This is a genomic window from Roseibium sediminicola (genome assembly GCF_023156505.1).
In the GTDB taxonomy this organism is placed as follows: domain Bacteria; phylum Pseudomonadota; class Alphaproteobacteria; order Rhizobiales; family Stappiaceae; genus Roseibium; species Roseibium sediminicola.
Genome location: NZ_JALNMJ010000014.1, coordinates 23,034 through 46,202 on the forward strand (window position 1 = coordinate 23,034; position 23,169 = coordinate 46,202).

The window sequence follows — 23,169 nt, forward strand, 5'->3', positions numbered from 1 at the left end:
AAAACAGTCTCCGGAAAGGCGGGCTTTCGCGCCCACCCTTTCTCTTTGCGGCTGGATACACCCAAGGGGTCATCAGCTATCCGTTCAGCTCCTCTTTCAGAATATCCATCAGCCTGCCGTTGCGCGGAATGTCCGTGCTCTTGCCCTCCTCCATCATCCAATAGAAGCGGCCCGGTTTCAAAGACAGCGGCAGCTCGTAGTCCATGCCTTCCCATTCCTCGCGGAATGCATAGAACGCCCAATGGCCGCCGCGGGCATCGACAGCGTCAATGACGTCCTTGAGGTAACTGCCGCAATCCAGCCAGCGTCGCATGCAACCGAATTCACTGGCAACAACGCGGCTCGCCGCGAGCCCCTGTTCCTCGGCCCAGTCGAAGGCCTTGCCAATATGAGCGGCAACGTCCTCGCGGCTCCAGCTGAGCTCTTCCCCGGCATAGAGCGTGGTGACACCCGGATAGCGAAACGGCTCGTCGCGTTTCGTGTTGCCCGAGCTGGTCGCCTCGTAGGGTTCATACATGTGGAACGCATAGAGCACCCGATCGTCCGGCAGCCGATCCGGCCAGGCCGCCAGCGAACGCGGATTGGCGTAAAAGCCGCCATCGACCATGACGGGTGTCAAGGCGTCCTGTTCCCTGATGGCAGCAATCACACGATTGTAGAATGCCGGCAGATCCCGGAGACCGCCCTGATGCTCCTTCTGCCACGCGATCAGGTCACCCATCGCCCCATTTTCGGCTAGGCCCGTCGTCTTTTCAGGCGCAGGTTCGTTGACGATGTTATAGGCGGCAATGGCCGGATGATCCTTGAATTCCTTGGCCATATCCGACCAGAAGCGAACCGCCTGATCGGCAAAGGATGGATCTGACCACAGCCGGTCATCGAATGTGCCATCGTTCTGTTGCGACCAACGCGCCCCGGGCAGACTGAGCGGTGCAATAACGACCTTCAAACCGGCGGCATCGGCCGCGTTCAGGGCTCTCCGCAGTTTTTCAACATCCTCTTCTGGCAATCCCTGATACTTGTCGGCATTTCCCAGCAGGAAGTCCCGCCCTTCGCCCTGCCATTTGCTGAAGGTCAGGCGTACCCAGGTTGCGCCCGTGGCGGCAAGTGCCTGGAAATAGTCGGCACCGGGCGTCAACTCGTTGAAGCTGTTCGCGCCCTTTTGCTGACTGTCCCAGAAACCGATCAGATCGGCGGCCTGGCCGGGGCCGGCAAGTGTCAGGCCCAGGACGGCGCCAAGAAACGCGGCGCGGCTCAATTTCGCCATGTGTTTATTGCTCCTGCGATTGAAATAACAAGTCCTGGCCGGGACCGGAAAGATCAGGGCCAGGATGGAAAAAGAGGCATCGTCTGCTGCCAGTTCCAAGGCCGCCGCCCTCACTTGCCGCTGATGACATCCCGAAACAGCGGACGGCCTTCTTACGGCTTCCCGATGGTCATGTCGGCGTTTTCGGACATGATCAGATGGCTCCCATCGGCGTCAGGACGCAGGCTGGCAGTGTCGGTCTCAAACCGCATGGCGGCAAAGGTGATCCGCACATTTCCGGAGTACCGAGCAATACCGTCCTGCTCCGTAATTTCATCCGCGGAGATTTCGAATGCCTCATCAGGCGCGAAACGGATTTCGACGTTGTCGCTATATTGAAAACGCGATCCGTCCTCTGACCGAATGCTGTCGGCCTGAATTTCAAATGCCGACGCTGTCGTGACCGATGCAGCAACAAAGAATGCCGGCAGACTGGCTGCCAGGAGTTTGCTTTTCATGATTGACTTCGTGCGATGCCATCTCAGGCACCCCGCACGCTCCTTTGGTGAGAGAAAGCCACAAGGCCGCCAATTTCAAGACACGCCGGAAGTAGCTTTGACATCAATCATTTGCAGAAAATTTTGAGGCCTATTTGGGGCACGTTCGGTACTTGATTGGGGAAAGTTCCAGAAGAAAATGTGTCCGTTGATATGCCAAGCCAACTACACCACCCGCGCGCCCAAACGGATCCCCGGCGCCAGAGGATGGCCGCTGCCAAGCCACAGGGTGTCAGGGCCTGCTTCGGCCACTGACGCCATGTCAAAAAGTGATTTGTTACAAGCTCCCTAATCTGCAGCCGTGGTTCAAGCGCCGCCGGATTATTTCTCGACTTTTCTGGAACTGACTAAATTCTGAGGTGTTGTCCTTAGAGCACGTTCGGGTTTTGGCGCCAATCTCTATGAAACGAGGTGGCCAGCATCGTCTGGCCTTGTGCTGTCCGAGTAGTACTACAAACAGGCCGGCAAAGGATTTTCGATGCCCTTAGCGAGAACCACCACTCTGCTGCTTGGCGCAGCGGCGCTTAGCCTCCTTCCCGCTCTGGCACCGGATCTGCCGGGTACGTTCTTCCCTTCCGACACGGCTTTTGCAAAAAACGGCAATAGCAATGGGAACGGAAACGGGAACGGAAACAGCGGCGGGAACGCGGGCGGAGGCAACGGCAAGTCTGGCGGAAACGGCAACAGCGGAAATTCCAACCGAGGCGGCGGAAAAAAGGACACCGGCTTCTTCAACCGTGGCAACGGCAAGGGCCTTGGCGGGTTTCTGAATTCCGTGTTCGGCGGCAATGGCAAGGCTTCCACTCGGCAGAGTGCAAGTCGCGGCTCGAAGAACAATGGCAACGGTTATCGTCTGCCCAAAGCAGAACGGGCATCGCTTCAAGATGTCGGCGTTACACCGTCGGCAAACCCCATCGGCAAGCCAAAGAACCTCAATGCGAAAATGGGCCGGCTCAATTCGCTCGGCCGCAATTACCGCGCCCTTGTAAGATCCAAGTCGCCGCACCTGGCCGGAATTCAGGCCTATATCGCGAATACCCTGGCCTATGAAGATGGACTTTTCGCCCTGCAGCCGCTGCGGGATGACGTCGTCGCAACCCGTGAAATTTTCGCTGCGCTTCTCGGCGACATCGCCGCCTACGACGACGGTTTCTCCTACGGGGAAGCGACGGCGGCCGATCTTGAAGCCCGTCTCGACGCGCTGAACGCCATCGACGAAAGCGCACTGACGCCGGAAGACGTTGAAGCGCTTGAGGCCGAACGGTCGGCTTTGGCCACGGCGCTGGAAGATGACAGTTTCTCGGACTACAAAACCAGCGAAGTTGCCTTCAACGAAGCAGAGGCGGAACTTGGCCCACTCGCGGACAGCGTCTCAGACGAGGCACTTGAAGAAGCACTGCGCGAAATGGCCAACGAAAATCGCATCCGCGAATATGGCGACGAGTACATCGACGACGAAATTCTCGAACGGTCTAAGGAGATTCTCGGGGTTGGTGACTATTATGGAAAGATCGACGAGATCCGCGAAGCGTCGGAGACGCTCGACGACGGTGGGGACGTACCGCTCGATGACGAAGACACCGCCGACACCGGCGAAGGCAGCGACCCCACCGACGAAGACCCTCGCCTGACGGACGCGTCCAACTGATAGATCACCTCCAGGGCGGTCAGTCCTTGGTTTCCACCGGACCGCCCTCTTTCACCCAGTCGGCAAAGCCGTCTTTCAGATGGGCGGCTTCAAAGCCCATGTCCTGGAGCATGGCGACGGTCAGGGCCGAACGCCAGCCCGCGGCACAGTGGAAGATGAATTTCTTGTCCTCGGCAAAGACCTCCTTGAAATAGGGGCTTTCCGGATCGACCCAGAATTCGATCATGCCGCGCGGACAATGCACGCTGCCCGGGATGAAACCGAGCTTCTGACGCTCACGGATGTCGCGCAGATCGACAAAGACCACGTTCGGGTCGTCGACGAGTCCGATGCCGTCCGCGGTCTCGACTTCCTCGATCCGCGCCTTGGCCTGAGCGACCATGTCGGCTGAATTCAGTTTCAGTTTTTTCATGTCTACCTCCCGTCAACGGATTGCCGTCACGCCTTGCGCTCCCAGCCGCCTGCCTCCGTCTGTTGCCAATAGGCGATCTCGAAGCCTTCCGCCTTGGCGTCCTTCCAGCGCTGGCGCGCTTCCTGAACCGCACTGTCGTCATTGCCGTCAAACATGTAGATCGCGCGTTTGTAGGATCCGAGCGGTGGCGGCGCGGCCCGGTCCACCAGAAATCTGACATCGGCTTCGTTGGGATTGTCCTGTTCCGGCGTCAGATAGATCGGCTGGTGCTCCGCATAGCCGTCCGCCTTGGTACCGTGGGGCAGAAAACTGTCGTCGGCGAAGGTCCACAAATGCGCGTCCAGGGCATTGCAGCGTTCCTGCGAGCCGGTTTGCACCACGACCTTCCAGTCCCGTTCCAGGCATTTCTGCAGGAGCTGCGGCAACGCCGCCTCCAGCGGTTTGTGCATCAAATGATAGAAGACAACTTCAACGCTCATTTTGATCCGCCACCACGTTTCATTTCAATTTCCCGCCCAATTTGCACCGGTTATCCAAAGGCCAGCCGGAATGTGGTGCAACCGTGCAACACCGGCGTGGCCAAATTGCCCGAACGGCAAACCGGTCATGGACACGCCATAAGACTCGTATCATTAACCCTTCGAAAATGTCGATTGACTAGGGTTCGTTCCCGGGGACGATCCAAGGATCATTTTGAGGCGGCTGGTGACCGGTATTCCCGACCCAGCCCTGAAGGGGATTTGTGTATGCTTGCGCGTGTGGTTGTGTTTTTTGCATTGGTGGCGGTCGTTGCGGGCGCCACGCTGGGAATGGGGCTCCTGGTCGAACCGGCAACTGCTTGCCAGACCTACAAGACCTGCTGATCACGGCAAATGGAATTCACGGAAAACCCGCCTAAACGGCGGGTTTTTTGTTGCCTGATCGCAGAACGGCGAGCGCACGCCGCCCTCTCTTCAAAGGGCGGCGTGGTGACGAGAGGCCTTATCCCTCGTAGTGATCGGCCACCAGCTGATTAAGCAGCCGGACACCGTAGCCGGACGCCCAGCTCTGGCAGATGTCGTCCTTGGGAGCGCCGAAGGCGGTGCCGGCAATGTCCAGATGAGCCCAGGGCACATCGTTTGCGAACCGCTGCAGGAACTGCGCCGCGGTGATCGAGCCCGCCCAGCGGCCACCGGTGTTCTTCACGTCGGCATTGGGCGTATCGATGATCTTGTCATAGTCCTTGGAGAGCGGCAGACGCCACAGCGGTTCGCCGCTGGCCTTGGCCGAGGCCAGCAGCTTGCCGGCAAGATCGTCATTGTTCGAGAAAAGACCCGCATTCAGATTGCCGAGGGCCACCAGCACCGCGCCGGTCAGGGTCGCCAGATCGATCATGATGGCGGGCTTGTATTTCTGCTGGGTGTACCAGAGCGCATCGGCCAGAACGAGACGGCCTTCCGCGTCGGTGTTGAGGATCTCGATGGTGGTGCCCGACATCGCCGTGACGATGTCGCCCGGGCGCTGCGCGTTGCCGTCCGGCATGTTTTCGACCAGCCCGATGACGCCGACCACATTGGCCTTGGCCTTGCGGCCGGCAATGGCGTGCATGGCGCCGACGACAGCGGCTGCGCCGCCCATATCGCCCTTCATTTCCTCCATGCCCGCGGCCGGCTTGATGGAAATGCCGCCGGTGTCGAACACAACACCCTTGCCCACCAGGGCGACCGGCGCGACACCCTTCTTGCCGCCGTTCCAGCGCATGATCGCAAGCTGCGGCGGACGCACGGAACCTTGCGCGACCCCGAGAAGCGCCGCCATCTTCAGCTTCTTCATTTCCTTTTCGCCGAGGATCTCGACCTCGACGCCGAGCGCTTCCAGATCCTTGGCCTTTTTGGCGAATTCGACGGGACCGAGCACGTTGGCCGGCTCATTGACAAGATCCCGCGCTAGGATGACCCCGTCGGCAATCGCTTCGGCGACGCTCCAGGCTTTCTTTGCCGCCTTCGCGTCGTCCACGGCCAGACTGAGCTTCAGGTCCTTGGGCTTGTCGCCGTCCTTCTTGGTCTTGTAGGCATCGAACGCATAGGCGCGCAGCTTGGCGCCCATAACGAATTCGGCTGCGGCTTCAGCCGTTACGCCGGCAACATCCAGGACCACCGTTGCGGTCTCCACACTGGCTTTTTGCAGCTCCGCCAGAACCGCGCCGCCAAAGGCCCGCCAATCGTCGTTGGTCAGCTCTTCCAGCTTGCCGATGCCGAACACGATAAGACGGTCCAGGCCGAGCCCCGCAGGCGCGACCAGATCGAGACATGTCTTTTTCTTGCCGGAAAATCCGGCGATATCGGCGCCTCGTTTCAAACCACCCTCGAGACCGGTCACAGCCTCTTCCGCAATCGGGCCGAGGGCAAGCCCCTCCCCGGCCAGGATCACCGAGATGCCGGCCTTGGGGGCCGCGGCTTTGGAAAAGGAAATTTTTGCAAGTTTCGTCATTCGTCGGTCTCGTTGTTTTGAGGTGTCTGGGGCACGGCCCGGAAGAACGGTAGAGCGTTATCGCGCCATATCCCATGGATTGCGGATTCTCCGCCAAATCATGGGGTTTCAACAGCTTTTCGGCAAGAGCGGCAAAAATTAATGTATATTTACCATTCTTATTCATGGGCCATTCACCACATTCCGTGTTATTCGGTGCCAGGCCGTTTATCGTCATTTTTGCAAGGACCTGTCCCGGCGCGCTCATGAAAACGCTCGAACGTTACATCATCCGGCGAACGGTCTATGCATTCACCCTTACGATTGCCGCGATGACAGGCGTGGTCTGGGCAACCCAGGCCCTTCGCCAGCTCGATCTGGTGACCTCGAAGGGCCAGACCATCGTGCAGTTCATCGGCATCACCATGCTTGCCCTGCCATTCCTGGTGGTGATCGTCGCGCCCTTCGCGTTGATGATCGCTCTGATCCTGGTGCTGAACGCCTTGTCCGGTGACAGCGAACTGATCGTGATCGATGCCAGCGGCGGCTCCAGGTTTCTGGTCCTGAAACCCGTCATGCTGTTCTCCGTCGTGGTCATGCTGCTGACCGCAAGCATGTCGCTCTATTTTGCGCCGATGGGTCTTGCCCAACTGCGCACGGAGATCACGCGCGTCCGTGCCGACCTCGTCGCCAACATCGTCAAACCCGGCCGGTTCATCACAGTGGAAAACGGCCTGACCTTCCATATCCGCAACCGTACCGGCAAGGGTACGCTCGACGGGCTGCTGCTGCATGACACGCGCGACGAGGAAACCGCCTTCACCTATCAGGCCGAAACCGGTCAAATCGTCGAGGCCGCCGACCGCACGCTCCTGGTGATGCAGAACGGCACCATCCAGCGGCGGCCGAAACAGGAAGGCGACATTTCGATCGTGCGTTTCCAGTCATACGCCTTCGATCTGTCGAACCTTATTCCGGAAGCCGGCGAACCGGTCTTCAAGGCCAGCGAACGAACGACCGCCAATCTGCTGGCACCGGGCCGGAGCGATGCCTATGCCCTGAAAAATCCGGACAAGCTGGACCAGGAGCTGCATGAGCGCTTCAGCCAGCCGCTCTATTGTCTTTCCTTCGGCCTGATCGTGTTTGCCTTTCTGGGCAAGGCCCGGACCACGCGCCAAGGCCGTGGCCTTGCGGTTCTGGGGGCGATTTGCGCCTGTGTCCTGTTGCGGACGACCGGCTTTGGTGTAACAGCGGTTTCCGGCGGTGCCGATGCCCTGATGAGCCTGCTCTATGTTGTTCCGGTCACCGGCGCCGCGCTGGCGCTCCTGTCGATCTTCCGGGAGCAGCGCGGCGCGGAACCGAAATGGCTCACCGATCTGCATCTTGCGGTTCAGGACCGTATCGACGCCTTGAGCGACAGGCTGAACGGCCGCAAGCCGGGAGGCGCCGCATGATCCTCGGCCGCACCCTCGCCGTCTATTTTTCGGGCCGTTTTCTGAAGGCGATTCTCGGACTGTTCCTGTTTGCCGCGGTGCTGATTTTCCTGTTCGATGTCCTGGAACTGGTCCGTCGAGGCGGCGATCGCGAAGGCTTTTCCGTTCTCCGTGTCTCGCTGATTTCGCTTTTGCGGGTGCCCCTCCTCCTGGAGCAGGTGATCCCGTTTACCGTTCTCTTCGGCGCCATTGCCGCCTTTGTCACGCTGAGCCGTGCGTTGGAGCTTGTGGTCGCGCGCGCCTCGGGCATTTCCGTCTGGCAGTTCTCCTTGCCCGCGATTGTCGTCGGGATCGTGCTCGGCGTGCTGTCGATCACGCTCTACAATCCGGCGGCCGTCTGGTTTCAGCAAAAATCCGATGAAGCGGCGAGCGGCCTGTTCGGCACCGAGCAAAGTTTCCTGATGCAGGCCTCGAACGATGTCTGGGTGCGCCAGGACGGTCTTGACGGGGAGTCCGTGCTGCTCGCCAAGCAACTGCTCGACGGTGGCACGAAACTGCGCGGCGTCACCATCTTCACCTTCGGCAAGGACGGTACGTTCCGCGAACGCATCGAAGCCGGCGAAGCACGTCTCGGCGACGAGATCTGGTATCTTGACAACGCGATCGTCTACACGACCGAGCAGGACCCGCAGACCTATGGGCGCTACGAGGTCAGCACTTTTCTGACGGCGACAGAAGTGCGCGAGAGCATCGGCTCGCCCGAATCAATCTCGTTCTGGAATTTGCCGCGCTTCATCGAATTGGCGAGAAACGCAGGGTTACCTGCCTATCGGTACAATTTGCAGTATCAGACCTTGCTCGCCAGACCGCTTCTTTTGGTCGCGATGATTTTGATCGCGGCGGCGGTTTCCCTTAAAGTTTCGCGGTTTGGCGGGTTGGGAAGTATGATTCTGGGTGGAATCCTGTCCGGGTTCGTGCTTTACGTTCTAACCGAGCTTGCCAAGGACTTCGGAGGTGCGGGTATTGTCCCTCCCTTGGTGGCGGCCTGGGCGCCTGGAATATTTGGAGTACTTATGGGTTTGACAATTCTCTTGCATCAGGAAGATGGCTAAGGCGATGTCTTTTCCAACTTTCCTGACCACAGAGACTTGGGCCAAAAAAGGCAGATTGCTGGCCGCGGTGAGCTTGTGCGCCGTCGCGGCAACCCTTTGCCTTGCCAATTCGGCACCGGCCAGCGCCCAGGATGTGGCTGCCGGCCTGGCCGATCAGCTTGACCCGAATGCCGAGCTGCTGCTGGAATCCAGCGAAATCACCTATGACTTCGACCGGGACCTGATCGTCGCGACCGGCAATGTGCAGGTCTATTACGACGGCAACACCGTTCAGGCACATCAGATCATTTTCGACCGCAAGAGCCAGCAGCTCAAAGCGACCGGCAACGTGATTTTCATCGAAAAGAACGGCAATGTCGTGCGCACCGAGGAGATGGTGCTGTCGGAAGACTTCTCCGAAGGCTTTGCCCGCGCGCTTCAGATCGACACGACCAAGCGGACCCGCTTCATCGCCGAACAGGCGCGCCGCGAGGGCGACAACATCACCTCGATCGAGAACGGCGTCTATACGGTCTACACCAAACCGACCAATCCGCCGAACAAACCTCCCTTGTGGCGGGTGCGGGCCGAGAAGATCATCCACAATCAGCAGGAAAAGATCATCCGGTTCGAAAACGCGGCTTTCGAGGTCTACGGTCAGCCGATCGCGTTCCTGCCCTATCTGTCCATGCCGGACCCCACAGTCACCCGGAAGTCCGGGTTCCTGATGCCGAGCGGCATTGTCAACGACAAGCTCGGCTATGGTGTAACGGTTCCCTATTACTGGGCACTGAGTCCCTATTATGACGTTACCGCCATCCTGACCCCGCTGACCAAGCAGGGCCTGTTCGGGGATGTGGAATACCGCCATCGCTTCGCTGCCGGTCAGGTGAGCGTGGCCGCCGCCGGCCTGTTTCAGGCGCAGCCGAGCCAGTTCAATACGCCCAGAGCCGACGACCGCTGGCGTGGCGCGATCAATTCCAAAGGCACGTTCAGCGTTGCGCGGGACTGGACGCTTGGCTGGGACTTGACCTACAAGAGCGACCGGCAGTTCTTCAAGGACTACTCGTTCACCAGTTTCAGCGACAATGGCGAGACTTCGGAAATCTATTTCGAGGGGCATACGGACCGCAACGCCCTCTCGGTGCGTGCCTATGCCTTTCAGATCTCGCAGGAAGACTATACGGACAGCGCCTTCAACGCCAACGGCTTCTCGCCCGTGGGCAGTTCGCTTCAGGACAAGCAGCCGCTCGTGCTGCCGGTCGTCGATTACGACTATGTCTTCGCCGACCCGGTCCTTGCAGGCGAACTTGCCCTGACCGCGAATTTCACCTCGCTGACGCGCGATGAAACCGATGCGTTCTCTATCGACGGGGGCACGACGCCGAAATTCCGCGGCGTCGACGGTACGTTCTCGCGCGTTTCGCTCAAGGGCAACTGGCGCAAGACCTTCATCGATCCTCTTGGCCAGTCGTTCACGCCGTTTGCCTATATGCGCGGCGACCTGTTCTTCCTGGCCTCACCCGATTCAGACGTGACGGCGCTGACTGGCGAGAGCTTTGTCGGCCGGGCAATGCCGGCAGTCGGCCTTGAATACCGCTATCCGTTCATCGCCTCGTTCGACGGGGGCAACCAGATCCTCGAGCCGGTCGCCCAAATTGTCGCCAGACCGAATGAACAGCGGATCGGCGAATTGCCCAATGACGATGCCCAAAGCATCGTTTTCGACACGACCACGCTGTTCGACGCCGACAAGTTTTCCGGCTTCGACCGGGCCGAAGGCGGCACCCGCCTCAATGTCGGCCTGAACTACAAACTGCAGCTCGACAGCGGTTATTACGTCAGCGGTCTGTTTGGCCGCTCCTATCACTTGGCCGGCGACAACTCCTACGCGACACCGGACATTCTCGGCGCCACCCAGGATTCCGGCCTCGAAACCGACTTGTCCGACTATGTCGGCAGCCTCTATCTGGACACGCAATACGGCGTGAAGCTCGGCACCCAGGCCCGTCTGGACAAGGAAGACTTTACCTTCAACCGCGTCCAGGCCCAGGCCAGCGCCATCTACGGCCCGGTGGTGTCCTCCCTCGCCTATGCCTTCCTGAACGCGCAGCCGGATGTCGGTATCGATTCTCCGCGCGAGGAACTGCTCGGCTCGGCAAGCCTGAGGATCGAGGAGAACTGGCGCGTGTTCGGTTCGGTCCGCTATGACCTGGAAAACAGCGACTTCGTGCAGGACGGATTCGGCGTCGGCTACGACGACGAAGGTTTCTCCCTGTCCATCACCTATGCGGAAGACCGCAGCCGGAACGATGGCGACGAGGTTGACCGGACGCTGTATTTCCGTATCGGCCTCAGGACCATCGGCAATACCCAGGTCTCGAGTGGCGCCCTGAACTAGGTTGCATCAGCAAATCAGGTCATGATGCCGCCACGAATTAAGGCATCATGCATGCAATCTTTGAAATTCGAGGCATGATGTGCGAAAAACCATGCCTTCAACACGAACTTCTGTTTGGCTCCTCGCCAGCACGGATGGATATGCAATGCGACTTCGTCTCGTCCCGGTTCTTCTTGGCCTCGCGCTTTTCCTGACGGCGCCCCTGTCCCAGCAGGCCCAGGCGGCCATCAGGGTGATTGTCAATGACATGCCGATCACCGACTATGACATCTCTCAGCGCGCCCGTCTGATCACGCTCACACAGCGCAAGTCCGCTTCGGTTGCCAAGCGGCAGGCGCAAGAGGAACTGGTCGACGATCATGTCAAGCTTGCCGAGGCCGAGCGTATGGGGATCGATATCAGCCAGTCCCAGGTCGATAGTGCCTATGGCAATATCGCCCGGAATGTGAAGATGTCTCCCGGACAGCTGTCGAAAGCCCTGGGCCAGGGCGGTGTCAAACCGGAAACGCTGAAATACCGCCTGAAGGCCCAGCTTGCCTGGAACCAAATCGTTCAGGCCCGCTTCCGCGGCAAGATCGAGGTGGACGAGTCCGATATCATCGCCGCGCTGAAGAAGACGGACGAAGAAGACCGCCAGAAGTCCATTGAATATGATCTGAAACGGGTCATTGTCGTGGTCCCGAAGAGCTCCTCGGGCGGCTTCAAGTCCAAGCGCAAGCGTGAAAGCGACCAGATCCGGGCAGCCTTCAACGACTGCGAAAATCCCGGCGCCGTTCTGGGCAAATACAGCGAAGTCGTGGTCCAGCCGATCGGCCGACGTCTGGAAACCGAGCTGCCCGAAAACATGCGCAAGGAAATTGCGGCACTGCAGCCCGGGAAGCTGACCAAAGCCAGCACCACACCGGTCGGCTATGAAATGATCGCGGTCTGCGGCAAGCGGGAAATCGCTTCCGATATCGCCGTGCGTACCGAACTGGAAAACGAGCTGCGCGCCAAGGAAGGCGAAAGCCAGTCCCGCCGCTACCTCCTGGAAATCCGCCGCCGCGCGACCATCATCTACCGCTGACCGGCATGGGCTCCTCACAAAAGCCGCTTGCCGTCAGCATGGGCGAACCGGCCGGCATCGGACCGGATCTCGCGCTTCTGGCCTGGGCAAACCGCAAGGCGCTGAAGCTGCCGCCCTTCTATGTTCGGGGCGACGCGACGCTGCTCAAGGAGCGTGCCGGCCGGCTGGGTCTGTCCCTTCGAATCGAGACCACCTCCCCCGACCTGGCCTCCGGCCAGTTCGCCAAATCGCTGCCGGTCGTGCAGACAGGCCCGGCCCTTGCCGACCGGCCTGGCGAGGAGCAGGCGGAAACCGCGCCCTCCGTCATTGCCGCGATCGAGGCAAGCGTTGAGGATGTCCAGGCAGGTCTCGCCAGCGGTCTCGTCACCCTTCCGATCAACAAGGCGGCCCTTTACAAGACCGGCTTTTCCTTTCCAGGCCACACCGAGTATCTCGGTGCCCTGGCGGAGAAACACTGGCCCGGCGCGCCCGCCCGGCCCGTCATGATGATTGCCGGCCCGGAACTGATGGTGGTTCCAGTGACCATCCATATCCCGCTGAGAGATGTGCCCGACGCGGTAACAGTCGATCTGATTGTCGAGACGGCAGAGATCACCGCCCGGGACCTGAAGACCAGATTCGGCTATGCCACGCCGCGTCTCGCCATTTGCGGGCTCAATCCGCATGCCGGCGAAAACGGGTCCATCGGTACCGAGGATCGGGACGTGATCGAGCCGGCGATCGCAGCGCTGCGCGACAAGGGCCTTGATGTCACCGGTCCGCATCCGGCGGACACGCTGTTCCACCCGCAGGCACGCGGTGGTTACGACTGCGTGCTCGGCATGTATCACGACCAGGTGCTGGTGCCGGCCAAGACCATCGGTTTCGACGACAGCGTCAATGTCACGCTCGGCCTTCCCTTCGTGCGCACTTCACCCGATCACGGCACCGCTTACGCTCTCGCCGGAACCGGCGACATCCGCATTGACAGCTTTGCCGCCTCGCTGCGCATGGCCGACGTTCTCGCCCATCCTGAGCGGTTCTGACACGATGGCCCAGATCGACGACCTGCCGCCGCTGCGTGAAGTGATCGCGGCCCATGGGCTCAACGCCAAGAAGTCCCTCGGGCAGAATTTCCTGCTGGATCTCAACCTGACATCGCGCATCGCCCGCTCCTGTGGGGCGCTTGACGATTGCACGGTTCTGGAAATCGGTCCCGGCCCCGGTGGCCTGACCCGCGCGCTTCTGGCCGCGGGGGCCAAGAAGGTGGTCGCCATCGAAAAAGACAGCCGCTGCCTGCCGGCGCTGGCCGAGATCGCGGAGCATTACCCGGGCCGTCTGGAGATCATCGAGGGCGACGCGCTGGAGATCGACCCGGTTGCCGTCACCGGTGGCGGCAAGGTCCGCATCGCCGCCAACCTGCCTTACAATGTCGGCACCCAGCTCCTGATCAACTGGATCACCACGCCGGACTGGCCGCCGTTCTGGCAATCGCTGACGCTGATGTTCCAGAAGGAAGTCGGCGAACGGATCGCGGCTGAACCGGGCTCCAAGGCCTATGGACGGTTGGGCGTTCTCGCCGGCTGGCGCTGCAAGGGCGGCATCCTGTTCGACATCAGCCCGAAGGCGTTCACCCCTCCGCCCAAGGTGACCTCGGCCGTGGTGCATCTGGTGCCCAATCAAACGCCCCTCGCCTGCGATCTGAAAGCGCTGGAGCGGGTTACGGCCGCCGCATTCGGTCAGCGGCGCAAGATGCTGCGCGCCAGCCTGAAAGCGCTGTCGGCGGACGCGGAAGCTCTTGTCGAGGCGGCCGGATTGAAACCGACCGCCCGGGCCGAGGAAATCGACATTGCTGGCTTTGTGGATCTCGCCAACACGTTCAAGACCGCCGGGGCCGTTTAGGCAGCATTGCCACCGGGACAGCCCGATCCGGCTTGCGGCAACCTCCGTGGAGGACGGCTTTCCGGTTTTCCGGATCTTCCAGTCCGAGGTCGCGCGCCATCCAGGTGGGCAACGCCTGCGGATTGCCGTCGGAGCCGGAGCCGGAGCCGGTATAAAGCGTTGTCCGTCTGTTCCAGAATTGGGATTTCAGCCAGGTAACGATCATGGTCTGCCTCATTGGTGATGGCCGGACCATGACAGACCTCATTTCCAATGTAATTGAATAATAATGCATGATATTATTCATTTATGAATATCGATGAATTTGACTGGGATTCGGTGCGCGTGTTTCTCGCGGTCGCCGAGCATCAAAGCCTCAGCCGCGCTGCCGAGACGCTGGCCTTGTCCCAACCGACGGTCGGCCGGCACGTCGCCCGGCTGGAGGATCAGCTCGACGTGCAACTGTTCGACCGGCGCCAGACCGGCTATGAGCTGACCGGCGCCGGGCGCCGCCTGGTCAAGGTGGCCAGAAGCATGGCGCGCGGTGCGGCGGATTTCGGGCGCGCGGTCGACCTGGAAAAGGCGGATAGCCCCGAACAGGTCTGCCGGATCACCCTTGGCGAATGGGGCCAGCATTTCCTGACCCTACGGGCCACCGAGATCACAAGGGGCCTCGACAACATCCGTATCGAGTTCTTCGCCGATGATGCTTTCTGGGATCTCAGCCGGAACTCAGCCGACATCGCCATCGGCAACCGCCCGCCGAAACACCCGCACCTGATCGCCCAGAAGCTGGGGAACGTCTCATTCCATGTCTATGCGGCGCCAGCCTATCTGGAGACCCATCCGGACGCCAAAAATCCCGCCTGCTGGCAAAACCAGGTCTGGGCCGGCTATTGCGGCAGCCGGGCGCGATTGAAATCGTCCCAGCTCCTGAACGAGCTCCTGAAGGGAAAACCCTGCCGCTACGCGGTCAACAGTTCGCTCGCTCTGTTCAACATCCTGAAGGCCGGCGACGCGATGGGGATCCTGCCCGACTGGGTCGCGGAAGCAGAAGGGCTGAAACGCCTCACGGACGCACCTCTGGCCGTCAACGAAGCCTGGATGAGCTTCCACGAGCGCCTGCGCCTGCATCCAGGACTGGTGGCGGTCAAGGACCGGATCGTGGGGCTTTACCGGCAGAGATATGAGACAGCGCAGGCACAGGCCCGTCCAAAAGTGAGTCCTGTCTGAAACGCCGGACAGATCACCCTTCGTCGCCCAGCTCCGCTTCCAGGTCATCCACCATGCCCTGGATCAGCGGACCGATCTTGGGCGAGCGGAATTGTTTCAGGCGCTCGGCGCGCAGGATGGCGCGGACGTTTTCGTAGGCCCGTTCCAGGTCGTCATTGACGACGACATAATCGTATTTCTCCCAGTGCCGCATTTCGCCGACCGCGGTTTTCATGCGCTTGGCAATGATTTCGTCCGTGTCCTCGGCGCGCCGCTTCAGGCGGGATTTCATTTCGGCGATGGAGGGTGGCAGGATGAAGATCGAGACCACGTCCGAACGCATCTTCTCGTAAAGCTGGAATGTGCCCTGGATATCGATGTCGAACAGGATGTCGCGGCCGTTTTCGATGGCGTTTTCGACCGGCCCACGCGGCGTCGCATAGTAGTTGCCGTGGACTTCCGCCCATTCCAGCAATTCGTCGTGTTCGCGCATCTGTTCGAATCGGCCGGGATCGAGGAAGTGATAGTGCACACCGTCGACTTCGCTGCTCCGGCGCGGCCGGGTCGTCACCGAGATCGACAGCGCGAGATTGTCTTCCTTGTCCAGGAGAAGCCGGGCAATGGTCGATTTGCCGGCGCCGGAGGGCGACGACAGAACCAGCATCAAGCCGCGCCGCTGCTGTTCGGCTTCTTCCGCACTGACAGTGGTCCCGGACGGGGTTCCGGCTGGTGCGTCGGTCATGGGCTTACTCCAGGTTCTGTATCTGCTCACGCATTTGATCGATAACGGCCTTCAAGTCGAGTCCGATTGCCGTCAGATCCACGTCATTCGACTTGGAACACAGGGTATTGGCTTCCCGGTTAAATTCCTGTGCCAGAAAATCCAGCCGCCGGCCGATGGCGCCGCCGCTGTCCATCAGATCGCGCACGGCCGCCACATGGGCGTGCAGCCGGTCCAGTTCTTCCCGGATATCCGCCTTGGTGGCCAGAAACACCGCTTCCTGGTGAAGGCGCTGCGGATCGAGCTGGCCGTCGGACGCATCGAGCAACTCGCTGACCTGTTTCTTGAGGCGGGCCTTGATGGCTTCCGGCTTGCGGGCCGGCAGTGTTTCGGCGGCCTGGGTCAGTTCCGCGATCCGGTCGATCTGGCCGCGCAAAACTGTGCCGATGGCCTGGCCTTCCGTGTGGCGCATGTCGACCAGGTCGATCAGCGCGCCGTCGAGCGAGGTCAGCAGAGCCTTGTGCAGCGCCGCCTGCGCTTCCTCGTCGTCCTCAGGCTCCTTGAGCTCGAAGACACCTTTCTGGGACAAAATGCCGTCCAGAGACGGCGGAGCAAGGTCGGGGACGCGCGCCTTGAGAAGGTCGATGGTCGACAGAACGGCAGTCAGCGCCGATTCATTGACCTGCAGCTGCTGCTCGGACTGGTCGCGCTGCATGGCAAGACCAATGGAGACATTGCCGCGCCGGAGCACCTTGGAACAACGCTCACGGATCCTGGGTTCAAGCGTTTCCAGCCCGGTGGGAATGCGGATGCGCAAATCCAGCGACTTGCCGTTGACGGATCTGAGTTCCCAGGTCCAGCGCACCGGCCCGCTTTCTGCCTGCGCCCGCGCGAATCCAGTCATGCTGGCTAGTGCCATCTGCCCCTCCGATGTGCCGTCCAGCGCCTGCCCGCCCTTCACTCAGTTGGAAGTCGCCGGCTGCGCCCCCTCACTGTTTTCCGCGTTGCGCCTGTCCCGCTCGATCTGACGCCACTTGCGCACATTCGCCTGGTGCTGCTCGTAGGTTTCGGCGAACACATGACCGCCGGTGCCATCCGCGACAAAATAGAGATCCAGCGTGCGCGACGGATTGGCGACAGCCTCCATGGCCGCGCGGCCCGGATTGCCGATCGGTCCCGGCGGCAGGCCGTCGATCTGATAGGTGTTGTATTTGTTTTCTTTTTTCAGCTCGGACTGCTTGATCGCGGACCGGTCCTGGAGCCAGGCCTCGCCGCCATAAAGTCCGTAAAGGATCGTCGGATCCGACTGCAGCCGCATGCTCTTGTTGAGCCGGTTGACAAAGACGCCGGCCACACGCGGGCGCTCGTCGGCCAGTGCGGTTTCCTTCTCCACGATCGACGCGAGGATCACCAGCTCTTCCGGCGAGGCCACCGGCAGGTTGTCCGACCTGCGTTCCCAGATTTCGGCCAGCAGTTTTTCCTGGGCAGCCTTCATCTGGTTGAGCACGCCCTGACGGGTCATGCCGCGTGCGAACGTATAGGTCTCCGGCAGCAGGGCGCCTTCCGCGGGCACTTCGGTGATCTCGCCCACGAGCACGGGATGCTCACGGACGCGCTCAATGATCTGGGCCGTCGTCCAGCCTTCGGGAATGGTGACGGAATGGGTGACCGCGTTGCCTTCCACCAGATCGGTCATGATCTCGTGCATGGAGACGCCCGGCGCGAACGCATATTCACCGGCCTTCAGCTTGGTCGCGTTCTTGTAGAAGCGGATGCCGAGGTTGAAGACCCACTCGTCGAACATGCTGTCATCGATCACACCCTGGCCCGACAGCCGGTCGGTGATGCCGGAAAGGCCCGCTCCGGACGAGATGACAACCGTGGCATCCTTTTGAAGCGGCCCGGGTTCCTCGAATTTCTGCTTGCCGAAATAGAGAGCTCCGCCAAGAGCGGCGAGGCCGAACACGGCCAGCGTGATCACCATGTTGATCAGGATCACAAGAGGATTGCGCACGTGACGGGAGCGTTGTGGCGGCGCGGGTGCCGGCTCCGGCTGCAAGGCTTCACGCGGGCTTTTCGGCTTAATGCGCATGTCGGATCGCACCTCCTGGATTGAGCCCCCAAGTTCCCGACTTAGGCTCAAACGGACCAGTTGTCACAAAAAAGTTCGGGCCGAACCGACAGAATCGGTCCGGCACGACAAATTTGAAGGGGTTATGCGGCAACTTTGCGGAAGACGAGCGACGCATTCGTGCCGCCAAACCCGAAGGAATTCGACAGGGCGACATTGATGTCCAGCTTCTTCGGCTTGTGCGGCACCAGGTCGATTTCCGTTTCCACGGACGGATTGTCGAGATTGATCGTCGGCGGCGCCATGCCGTCGCGGATCGCCAGCACGGAGAAGATCGACTCGACTGCACCGGCGGCCCCCAGCAGGTGGCCGATCGACGACTTGGTCGAGGACATGGTCAGACCGGAGGCGTGCTCGCCTGCCAGACGGGTGACCGCACCGAGTTCGATTTCGTCTCCGAGCGGCGTGGACGTGCCGTGGGCATTGACATAATCAACGTCCGCCGCCGTCACTTCAGCGCGCTTCAGCGCGGCTTCCATGCAGCGGTAGGCGCCATCGCCATCGGAAGACGGTGCGGTGATGTGATAGGCATCGCCGGAAAGACCGTAACCGATGACTTCGGCATAGATCTTCGCGCCGCGGCGAACGGCATGTTCGTATTCTTCCAGCACCACGACGCCGGCGCCCTCACCCATCACGAAGCCGTCACGGGCGACGTCATACGGGCGGGATCCCTTTTCCGGTTCGTCATTGAAGTTGGTCGAGAGCGCGCGGCAGGCGGCAAAGCCCGCAAGCGCCAGCCGGCAGACCGGCGACTCCGTCCCACCGGCAACCATGACATCGGCATCGCCGAAGGCAATCAGCCGCGACGCATCGCCAATGGCGTGTGCCCCGGTTGAACAGGCGGTCACCACGGCGTGGTTCGGGCCCTTGAGGCTGTGGCGAATGGAAACATATCCGCCGGCCAGGTTGATCAACCGGCCGGGAATGAAAAACGGCGAGATACGGCGGGGGCCTTTTTCGGCGAGCAGGTGCGCACCTTGTTCGATGCCCTGCAGGCCGCCAATGCCGGAGCCAATGAGCACACCAGAACGCGCCTGCTGCTCATAGGTTTCCGCCTTGAAGCCGGAATCGGCCATGGCCTGATCGGCCGCAGCCATTGCGAAGACGATGAAATCATCGACCTTGCGCTGTTCCTTCACGTCCATCCAGTCATCCGGATTGAACGCGCCTTCAACGGACGCATCGCGCGGGATCTGACAAGCGATTTGGCAGGCCAAATCGTCCACCTTGAAATTCGTGACCTTGTTGGCCCCGCTTTTTCCTTCAAGGATCTTTTTCCAAGTGACATCGACACCACAACCCAGTGGCGTCACCATGCCCAACCCAGTTACGACAACTCGCCTCATACACCCGCACTTACGTTGGAAGGGCTTGGCGGGGACTTCACCCCGCCGGCCCGATCTTCAAACATTCATTCAAGAAGGGCGAAGCCCTTACTTGTTGGCTTCGAGGAACTTAACCGCGTCGCCGACAGTCAGAATGGTTTCTGCTGCGGTGTCCGGGATTTCCACGCCGAATTCTTCTTCGAAGGCCATGACCAGCTCAACGGTGTCCAGGCTGTCTGCACCCAGATCGTCGATGAAGCTCGCGCCTTCGACAACCTTTTCGGCGTCAACGCCGAGGTGCTCGACGACGATTTTCTTTACCCGATCCGCGATATCGCTCATTTTTCACTTCCTTGGTTTTCTATTTTCATCACTCGCGAACTGCCCCGGACCGCCCATTAGCAGACGGCGACGCGATGCGCGGTTTCAGACGTCCTGACGCCTCCGGTACCGGTTTTCCGGTTGGACGGCGCAATTCGTAACAATCGGCGGGTTGGTAACACACTTTGTTGACCTTTACCAGCCGGTCCAGACCGCTTGGCAGCGGCCCGGATTCTTTTTGCCTGCTCGGCGAAACTTCCTTTTAAATCATAGCCATGCCGCCATTGACGTGAAGCGTCTGGCCGGTCACGTAGGCCGCTTCGTCGCTGGCGAGGTAGACGGCGGCGGAAGCGATCTCGGCGGAAGTCCCCAAACGGCCTGCCGGAACGCTCGTCAAAATCGATTCTTTTTGCTTGTCATTGAGCGCATCGGTCATCGCCGTTTCGATGAAACCCGGCGCAATCGTGTTGACCGTGATGCTGCGGCTGGCCACTTCCCGGGCCAGCGACTTGTACATGCCGATCATGCCGGCCTTGGCGGCGGCGTAGTTGGCCTGGCCCGGATTGCCGGTCACCCCGACGACGGAGGTGATGCCGACGATACGCCCCGAGCGGCGCTTCATCATGCCCTTGATTGCGGCACGGCACAGGCGGAAACCGGAGCTCAGATTGACTTCCAGAACCTGATCCCACTCTTCGTCCTTCATGCGCATGAAGATGTTGTCGCGAGTGATGCCGGCATTGTTGACCAGAATGTCGACGGAGCCCATTTTTTCCTCGGCGGCCGGCAGCAGCGCATCCACGGCGGCGCGGTCGGACAGGTTGGCGGGGGTGACGAAGGCGCGCTCGCCGAGATCGGCGGCAAGAGCTTCCAGTTTTTCCGCCCGCGTGCCGGACAAGGACACCGTCGCGCCCTGCGCATGGAGCGCCCGCGCGATGGCTTCACCGATTCCGCCGGTGGCACCGGTGACGAGGGCGTTCTTGCCTTCCAAGCTGAACATATGGGGTCCTTCCGTAAATTGCTCCGGCCCGCTCGGGCCCGTCGGGGTCCAGGCAGATATAAGCCTTATTGGGAGATTTTTTCCATAAGAGCGTCGATATCTTCCGGCGTGTTTACCGCGATACCGGCCGCATCCTTGGCGATGCGCTTGACCATGCCGGTTAGGACCTTGCCGGTACCGACCTCGACAAAGGTGTCAACGCCGTTTTCCGCCAGCCAGCTGATGCTTTCGCGCCAGCGCACGGTGCCGGTGACCTGCTCGACCAGGCGGCTCCGGATCTCGTCCGGATCCGTGATCGGCTGCGCCAGCACGTTGGCGACCAGCGGAACCTTCGGCGCCTTGATCTCGGCATTGGCCAGGGCCTCGGCCATCTTGTCGGCGGCCGGGGCCATCAGGGAACAATGGAACGGTGCGCTCACCGGCAGCATCACCGCCCGGCGCGCGCCCTTGGCCTTGGCGATCTCGACCGCCCGCTCAACGGCCGCGAGATGACCGGAGACGACGACCTGACCCGGCGCGTTGTCGTTTGCCGCCTGGCAGACTTCGCCTTGCGCAGCCGCTTCGGCAACTTCCGCAGCCACATCGAATTCCAGGCCAAGGAGCGCCGCCATGGCGCCCTGTCCGACCGGAACGGCCGACTGCATTGCATCGCCGCGCACGCGCAGCAAGCGCGCGGCCGTGGCGACATCCAGGCTGCCGGCGGCGGCCAACGCGGAATATTCGCCGAGCGAATGGCCGGCGACAAAGGCGGCGCTGGCACCGAGATCAAGCCCGCGCGCTTCCAGGACACGCATGGTCGCCAGGCTGACGGCCATCAGGGCCGGCTGCGCATTGGCGGTCAGGGTCAGCGCGTCGTCCGGACCGGACCACATGATGTCGGACAGTTTCTGGCCGAGCGCTTCATCCACTTCGTCAAAGACGGCCCTAGCTTCGGGAAAGGCATCGGCAAGCGCCTTGCCCATACCGACGTTCTGGCTGCCCTGCCCCGGGAATGTGAATGCGATGGTCATGTGGATACGCCTCCGTAGACTCGTGCGCGGGCCTTCAATCGTGTGGCAACAGGCCGACGGCTTTTTTGAAAGCGGATAGGTCAGCCCGGTCGGGACTGAAATCGAATGTTGGCGCGAGGCTATGATACGCCCAGGTCCATACTGTCAAGGCCCTACGGCCCATCATTTCCGAAATTGTGGCGCTTTTCCGTGATTTCCAGATGCTTTATGGACTTGGCAACGCATGGCTCGCAGGGCGTATCCGCCTCGCCGGCCCGCTCCTCGTAATATAAGGAGGTCGGCATTCACTGACTTTCGGATCGAATTCGGCCGGCCGCGCTTGCATTTTCGTCAAAACCGAGTATAGAGCGCGCTTCATCCGGGATTTGGCCGGGGGCTGAACGGAAGGGCGCAAGCCAGGATCGTAAGAGATCCGACTTCCCGTGTCTCCGCTCTCGTTAGATTTCTCGTGCCTTTCTGAGGGTTACGAGGAGGCTTTGCGCCAGTCCCGCGTTGTCAACATGAGAAAGGCTTGTTTCCATGCCTCTTTACGAGCACGTATTCCTGGCCCGCCAGGACGTTTCGGCCCAGCAGGTCGAACAACTCGTCGAACAGTACAAGGGCCTCATCGAAGGCGCTGGCGGCACTGTCGGCAAGGTGGAAAACTGGGGTCTGCGGTCCCTCGCTTACCGCATCAAGAAGAACCGCAAGGCTCACTACACCCTGATGAACATCGAAGCTCCACATGCAGCAGTCGCTGAAATGGAGCGTCAGATGGGCCTCAGCGAAGATGTTCTGCGTTACATGACCTTCCGCGTCGACGAGCTCGAGGAAGAGCCGTCTGCGATGATGCAGAAGCGTGACCGCGACGACCGCCGTGGCGGTGGCCGTGGCGATCGTGGTGACCGCGGCGACCGTCCGGGTGGCAGCCGTCCTCCGCGTCGGGCTGAAGGGGAGTAAGACACAATGGTTGATATTGCACAAATGCCGAGCCGCCGTCCGTTCTTCCGCCGCCGGAAGACCTGCCCGTTCTCCGGCGCCAACGCACCGAAGATCGACTACAAGGACATCCGTCTGCTGCAGCGCTACATCTCTGAGCGCGGCAAGATCGTTCCGAGCCGCATCACCGCGGTCTCCGCGAAGAAGCAGCGTGAACTGGCCCGCGCCATCAAGCGCGCCCGCCTGCTCGGCCTGCTGCCGTTCGTGATCAGCTAAGCCCTCTTCTTTCGAGGGTCTTTTCTCCCGGGTCCGCCCGGGAGACCCGAATTGGGACCGCGGGCAAACGGTCTCTAACCACCGATGAGG

At 60.9% G+C, this 23,169-nt stretch carries 24 protein-coding genes; 10 read left to right on the forward strand and 14 right to left on the reverse strand.

The window, feature by feature from the left end; translation table 11 throughout:
* Positions 1-76: 76 nt before the first annotated feature.
* Positions 77-1,267, reverse strand: a complete 1,191-nt coding sequence (locus M0H32_RS18635) for a glycoside hydrolase family 5 protein (RefSeq protein WP_248156630.1) — start codon at positions 1,265-1,267, stop codon at positions 77-79.
* Between the two features lie 152 nt (positions 1,268-1,419).
* Entirely contained in the window at positions 1,420-1,764 is a 345-nt protein-coding gene (locus M0H32_RS18640) for a hypothetical protein (RefSeq protein WP_248156632.1), read from the reverse strand.
* Positions 1,765-2,578: 814 nt separating this feature from the next.
* On the opposite strand from M0H32_RS18640, the gene M0H32_RS18645 reads away from it, so the two are divergent.
* Positions 2,579-3,451: a hypothetical protein gene (locus M0H32_RS18645; protein WP_248156633.1), complete on the forward strand. Its 873-nt coding sequence runs from the start codon at positions 2,579-2,581 to the stop codon at positions 3,449-3,451.
* A 19-nt stretch (positions 3,452-3,470) separates the two neighbouring features.
* Here the strand turns inward: M0H32_RS18645 and M0H32_RS18650 are convergent, their stop codons facing one another.
* From M0H32_RS18650 to M0H32_RS18660, 3 genes are all read right to left on the reverse strand, one after another.
* The gene (locus M0H32_RS18650; protein WP_248156634.1) at positions 3,471-3,863 is read right to left on the reverse strand and encodes a rhodanese-like domain-containing protein; all 393 of its coding nucleotides are present in this window, start codon (positions 3,861-3,863) and stop codon (positions 3,471-3,473) included.
* Between the two features lie 26 nt (positions 3,864-3,889).
* Entirely contained in the window at positions 3,890-4,342 is a 453-nt protein-coding gene (locus M0H32_RS18655) for a DNA polymerase III subunit chi (RefSeq protein WP_248156635.1), read from the reverse strand.
* Between the two features lie 502 nt (positions 4,343-4,844).
* Positions 4,845-6,332: a leucyl aminopeptidase gene (locus M0H32_RS18660; RefSeq protein WP_248156636.1), complete on the reverse strand. Its 1,488-nt coding sequence runs from the start codon at positions 6,330-6,332 to the stop codon at positions 4,845-4,847.
* Positions 6,333-6,577: 245 nt separating this feature from the next.
* Here M0H32_RS18660 and lptF point away from each other — a divergent pair, with 245 nt between their 5' ends.
* The 6 genes from lptF to rsmA all read left to right on the forward strand — a co-directional run bounded on the left by lptF (position 6,578) and on the right by rsmA (position 14,183).
* Positions 6,578-7,765 (forward strand): LPS export ABC transporter permease LptF, encoded by a 1,188-nt coding sequence (gene lptF, locus M0H32_RS18665; protein WP_248156637.1) that lies wholly within the window; start codon positions 6,578-6,580, stop codon positions 7,763-7,765.
* Entirely contained in the window at positions 7,762-8,856 is a 1,095-nt protein-coding gene (lptG, locus tag M0H32_RS18670) for an LPS export ABC transporter permease LptG (protein ID WP_248156638.1), read from the forward strand. Before lptF ends, lptG begins: the two co-directional genes overlap by 4 nt.
* Before the next feature lie 4 nt (positions 8,857-8,860).
* Positions 8,861-11,236, forward strand: a complete 2,376-nt coding sequence (locus M0H32_RS18675) for an LPS-assembly protein LptD (protein WP_248156640.1) — start codon at positions 8,861-8,863, stop codon at positions 11,234-11,236.
* A 145-nt stretch (positions 11,237-11,381) separates the two neighbouring features.
* Positions 11,382-12,302 (forward strand): SurA N-terminal domain-containing protein, encoded by a 921-nt coding sequence (locus tag M0H32_RS18680; RefSeq protein ID WP_248156642.1) that lies wholly within the window; start codon positions 11,382-11,384, stop codon positions 12,300-12,302.
* Positions 12,303-12,307: 5 nt separating this feature from the next.
* Positions 12,308-13,327, forward strand: coding sequence for a 4-hydroxythreonine-4-phosphate dehydrogenase PdxA (gene pdxA / locus M0H32_RS18685; RefSeq protein WP_248156644.1), 1,020 nt, complete (start codon positions 12,308-12,310; stop codon positions 13,325-13,327).
* Positions 13,328-13,331: 4 nt separating this feature from the next.
* The gene (rsmA, locus tag M0H32_RS18690) at positions 13,332-14,183 is read left to right on the forward strand and encodes a 16S rRNA (adenine(1518)-N(6)/adenine(1519)-N(6))-dimethyltransferase RsmA (RefSeq protein WP_248156646.1); all 852 of its coding nucleotides are present in this window, start codon (positions 13,332-13,334) and stop codon (positions 14,181-14,183) included.
* Here the strand turns inward: rsmA and M0H32_RS18695 are convergent.
* On the reverse strand, positions 14,161-14,388 hold the full coding sequence (locus tag M0H32_RS18695; RefSeq protein WP_248156648.1) for a hypothetical protein: 228 nt from the start codon (positions 14,386-14,388) through the stop codon (positions 14,161-14,163). The genes rsmA and M0H32_RS18695 overlap by 23 nt on opposite strands.
* An 83-nt stretch (positions 14,389-14,471) precedes the next feature.
* Between M0H32_RS18695 and M0H32_RS18700 the strand changes: the two genes are divergently transcribed.
* Positions 14,472-15,395 (forward strand): LysR family transcriptional regulator, encoded by a 924-nt coding sequence (locus M0H32_RS18700; protein WP_248156650.1) that lies wholly within the window; start codon positions 14,472-14,474, stop codon positions 15,393-15,395.
* 13 nt (positions 15,396-15,408) lie between these two features.
* Here the strand turns inward: M0H32_RS18700 and gmk are convergent, their stop codons facing one another.
* The 8 genes from gmk to M0H32_RS29535 form a co-directional block, all read right to left on the reverse strand.
* On the reverse strand, positions 15,409-16,116 hold the full coding sequence (gmk, locus tag M0H32_RS18705; protein WP_248156652.1) for a guanylate kinase: 708 nt from the start codon (positions 16,114-16,116) through the stop codon (positions 15,409-15,411).
* Positions 16,117-16,120: 4 nt separating this feature from the next.
* Positions 16,121-17,014 carry a YicC/YloC family endoribonuclease gene (locus M0H32_RS18710; protein WP_248156654.1) on the reverse strand — a complete coding sequence of 298 codons (894 nt, stop codon included), beginning with the start codon at positions 17,012-17,014 and terminating at the stop codon, positions 16,121-16,123.
* Between the two features lie 42 nt (positions 17,015-17,056).
* The gene (gene mltG / locus M0H32_RS18715; RefSeq protein WP_248156656.1) at positions 17,057-18,187 is read right to left on the reverse strand and encodes an endolytic transglycosylase MltG; all 1,131 of its coding nucleotides are present in this window, start codon (positions 18,185-18,187) and stop codon (positions 17,057-17,059) included.
* 122 nt (positions 18,188-18,309) lie between these two features.
* The gene (gene fabF, locus M0H32_RS18720) at positions 18,310-19,575 is read right to left on the reverse strand and encodes a beta-ketoacyl-ACP synthase II (protein WP_248156658.1); all 1,266 of its coding nucleotides are present in this window, start codon (positions 19,573-19,575) and stop codon (positions 18,310-18,312) included.
* A gap of 87 nt (positions 19,576-19,662) precedes the next feature.
* Positions 19,663-19,896: an acyl carrier protein gene (locus M0H32_RS18725; RefSeq protein ID WP_008194310.1), complete on the reverse strand. Its 234-nt coding sequence runs from the start codon at positions 19,894-19,896 to the stop codon at positions 19,663-19,665.
* A gap of 241 nt (positions 19,897-20,137) precedes the next feature.
* On the reverse strand, positions 20,138-20,875 hold the full coding sequence (gene fabG / locus M0H32_RS18730) for a 3-oxoacyl-[acyl-carrier-protein] reductase (RefSeq protein WP_248156660.1): 738 nt from the start codon (positions 20,873-20,875) through the stop codon (positions 20,138-20,140).
* 65 nt (positions 20,876-20,940) lie between these two features.
* Entirely contained in the window at positions 20,941-21,885 is a 945-nt protein-coding gene (fabD, locus tag M0H32_RS18735) for an ACP S-malonyltransferase (RefSeq protein ID WP_248156661.1), read from the reverse strand.
* 152 nt (positions 21,886-22,037) lie between these two features.
* Complete coding sequence (locus M0H32_RS29535; protein WP_282449445.1) at positions 22,038-22,169, reverse strand: hypothetical protein; 132 nt, start codon at positions 22,167-22,169, stop codon at positions 22,038-22,040.
* A 235-nt stretch (positions 22,170-22,404) separates the two neighbouring features.
* Here M0H32_RS29535 and rpsF point away from each other — a divergent pair, with 235 nt between their 5' ends.
* Both rpsF and rpsR read left to right on the forward strand, forming a co-directional pair.
* Entirely contained in the window at positions 22,405-22,824 is a 420-nt protein-coding gene (rpsF, locus tag M0H32_RS18740; RefSeq protein ID WP_248156662.1) for a 30S ribosomal protein S6, read from the forward strand.
* A gap of 6 nt (positions 22,825-22,830) precedes the next feature.
* A complete protein-coding gene (rpsR, locus tag M0H32_RS18745) occupies positions 22,831-23,079 on the forward strand; it encodes a 30S ribosomal protein S18 (RefSeq protein ID WP_248156663.1) in 249 nt (82 codons plus the stop codon).
* Positions 23,080-23,169: the final 90 nt, after the last annotated feature.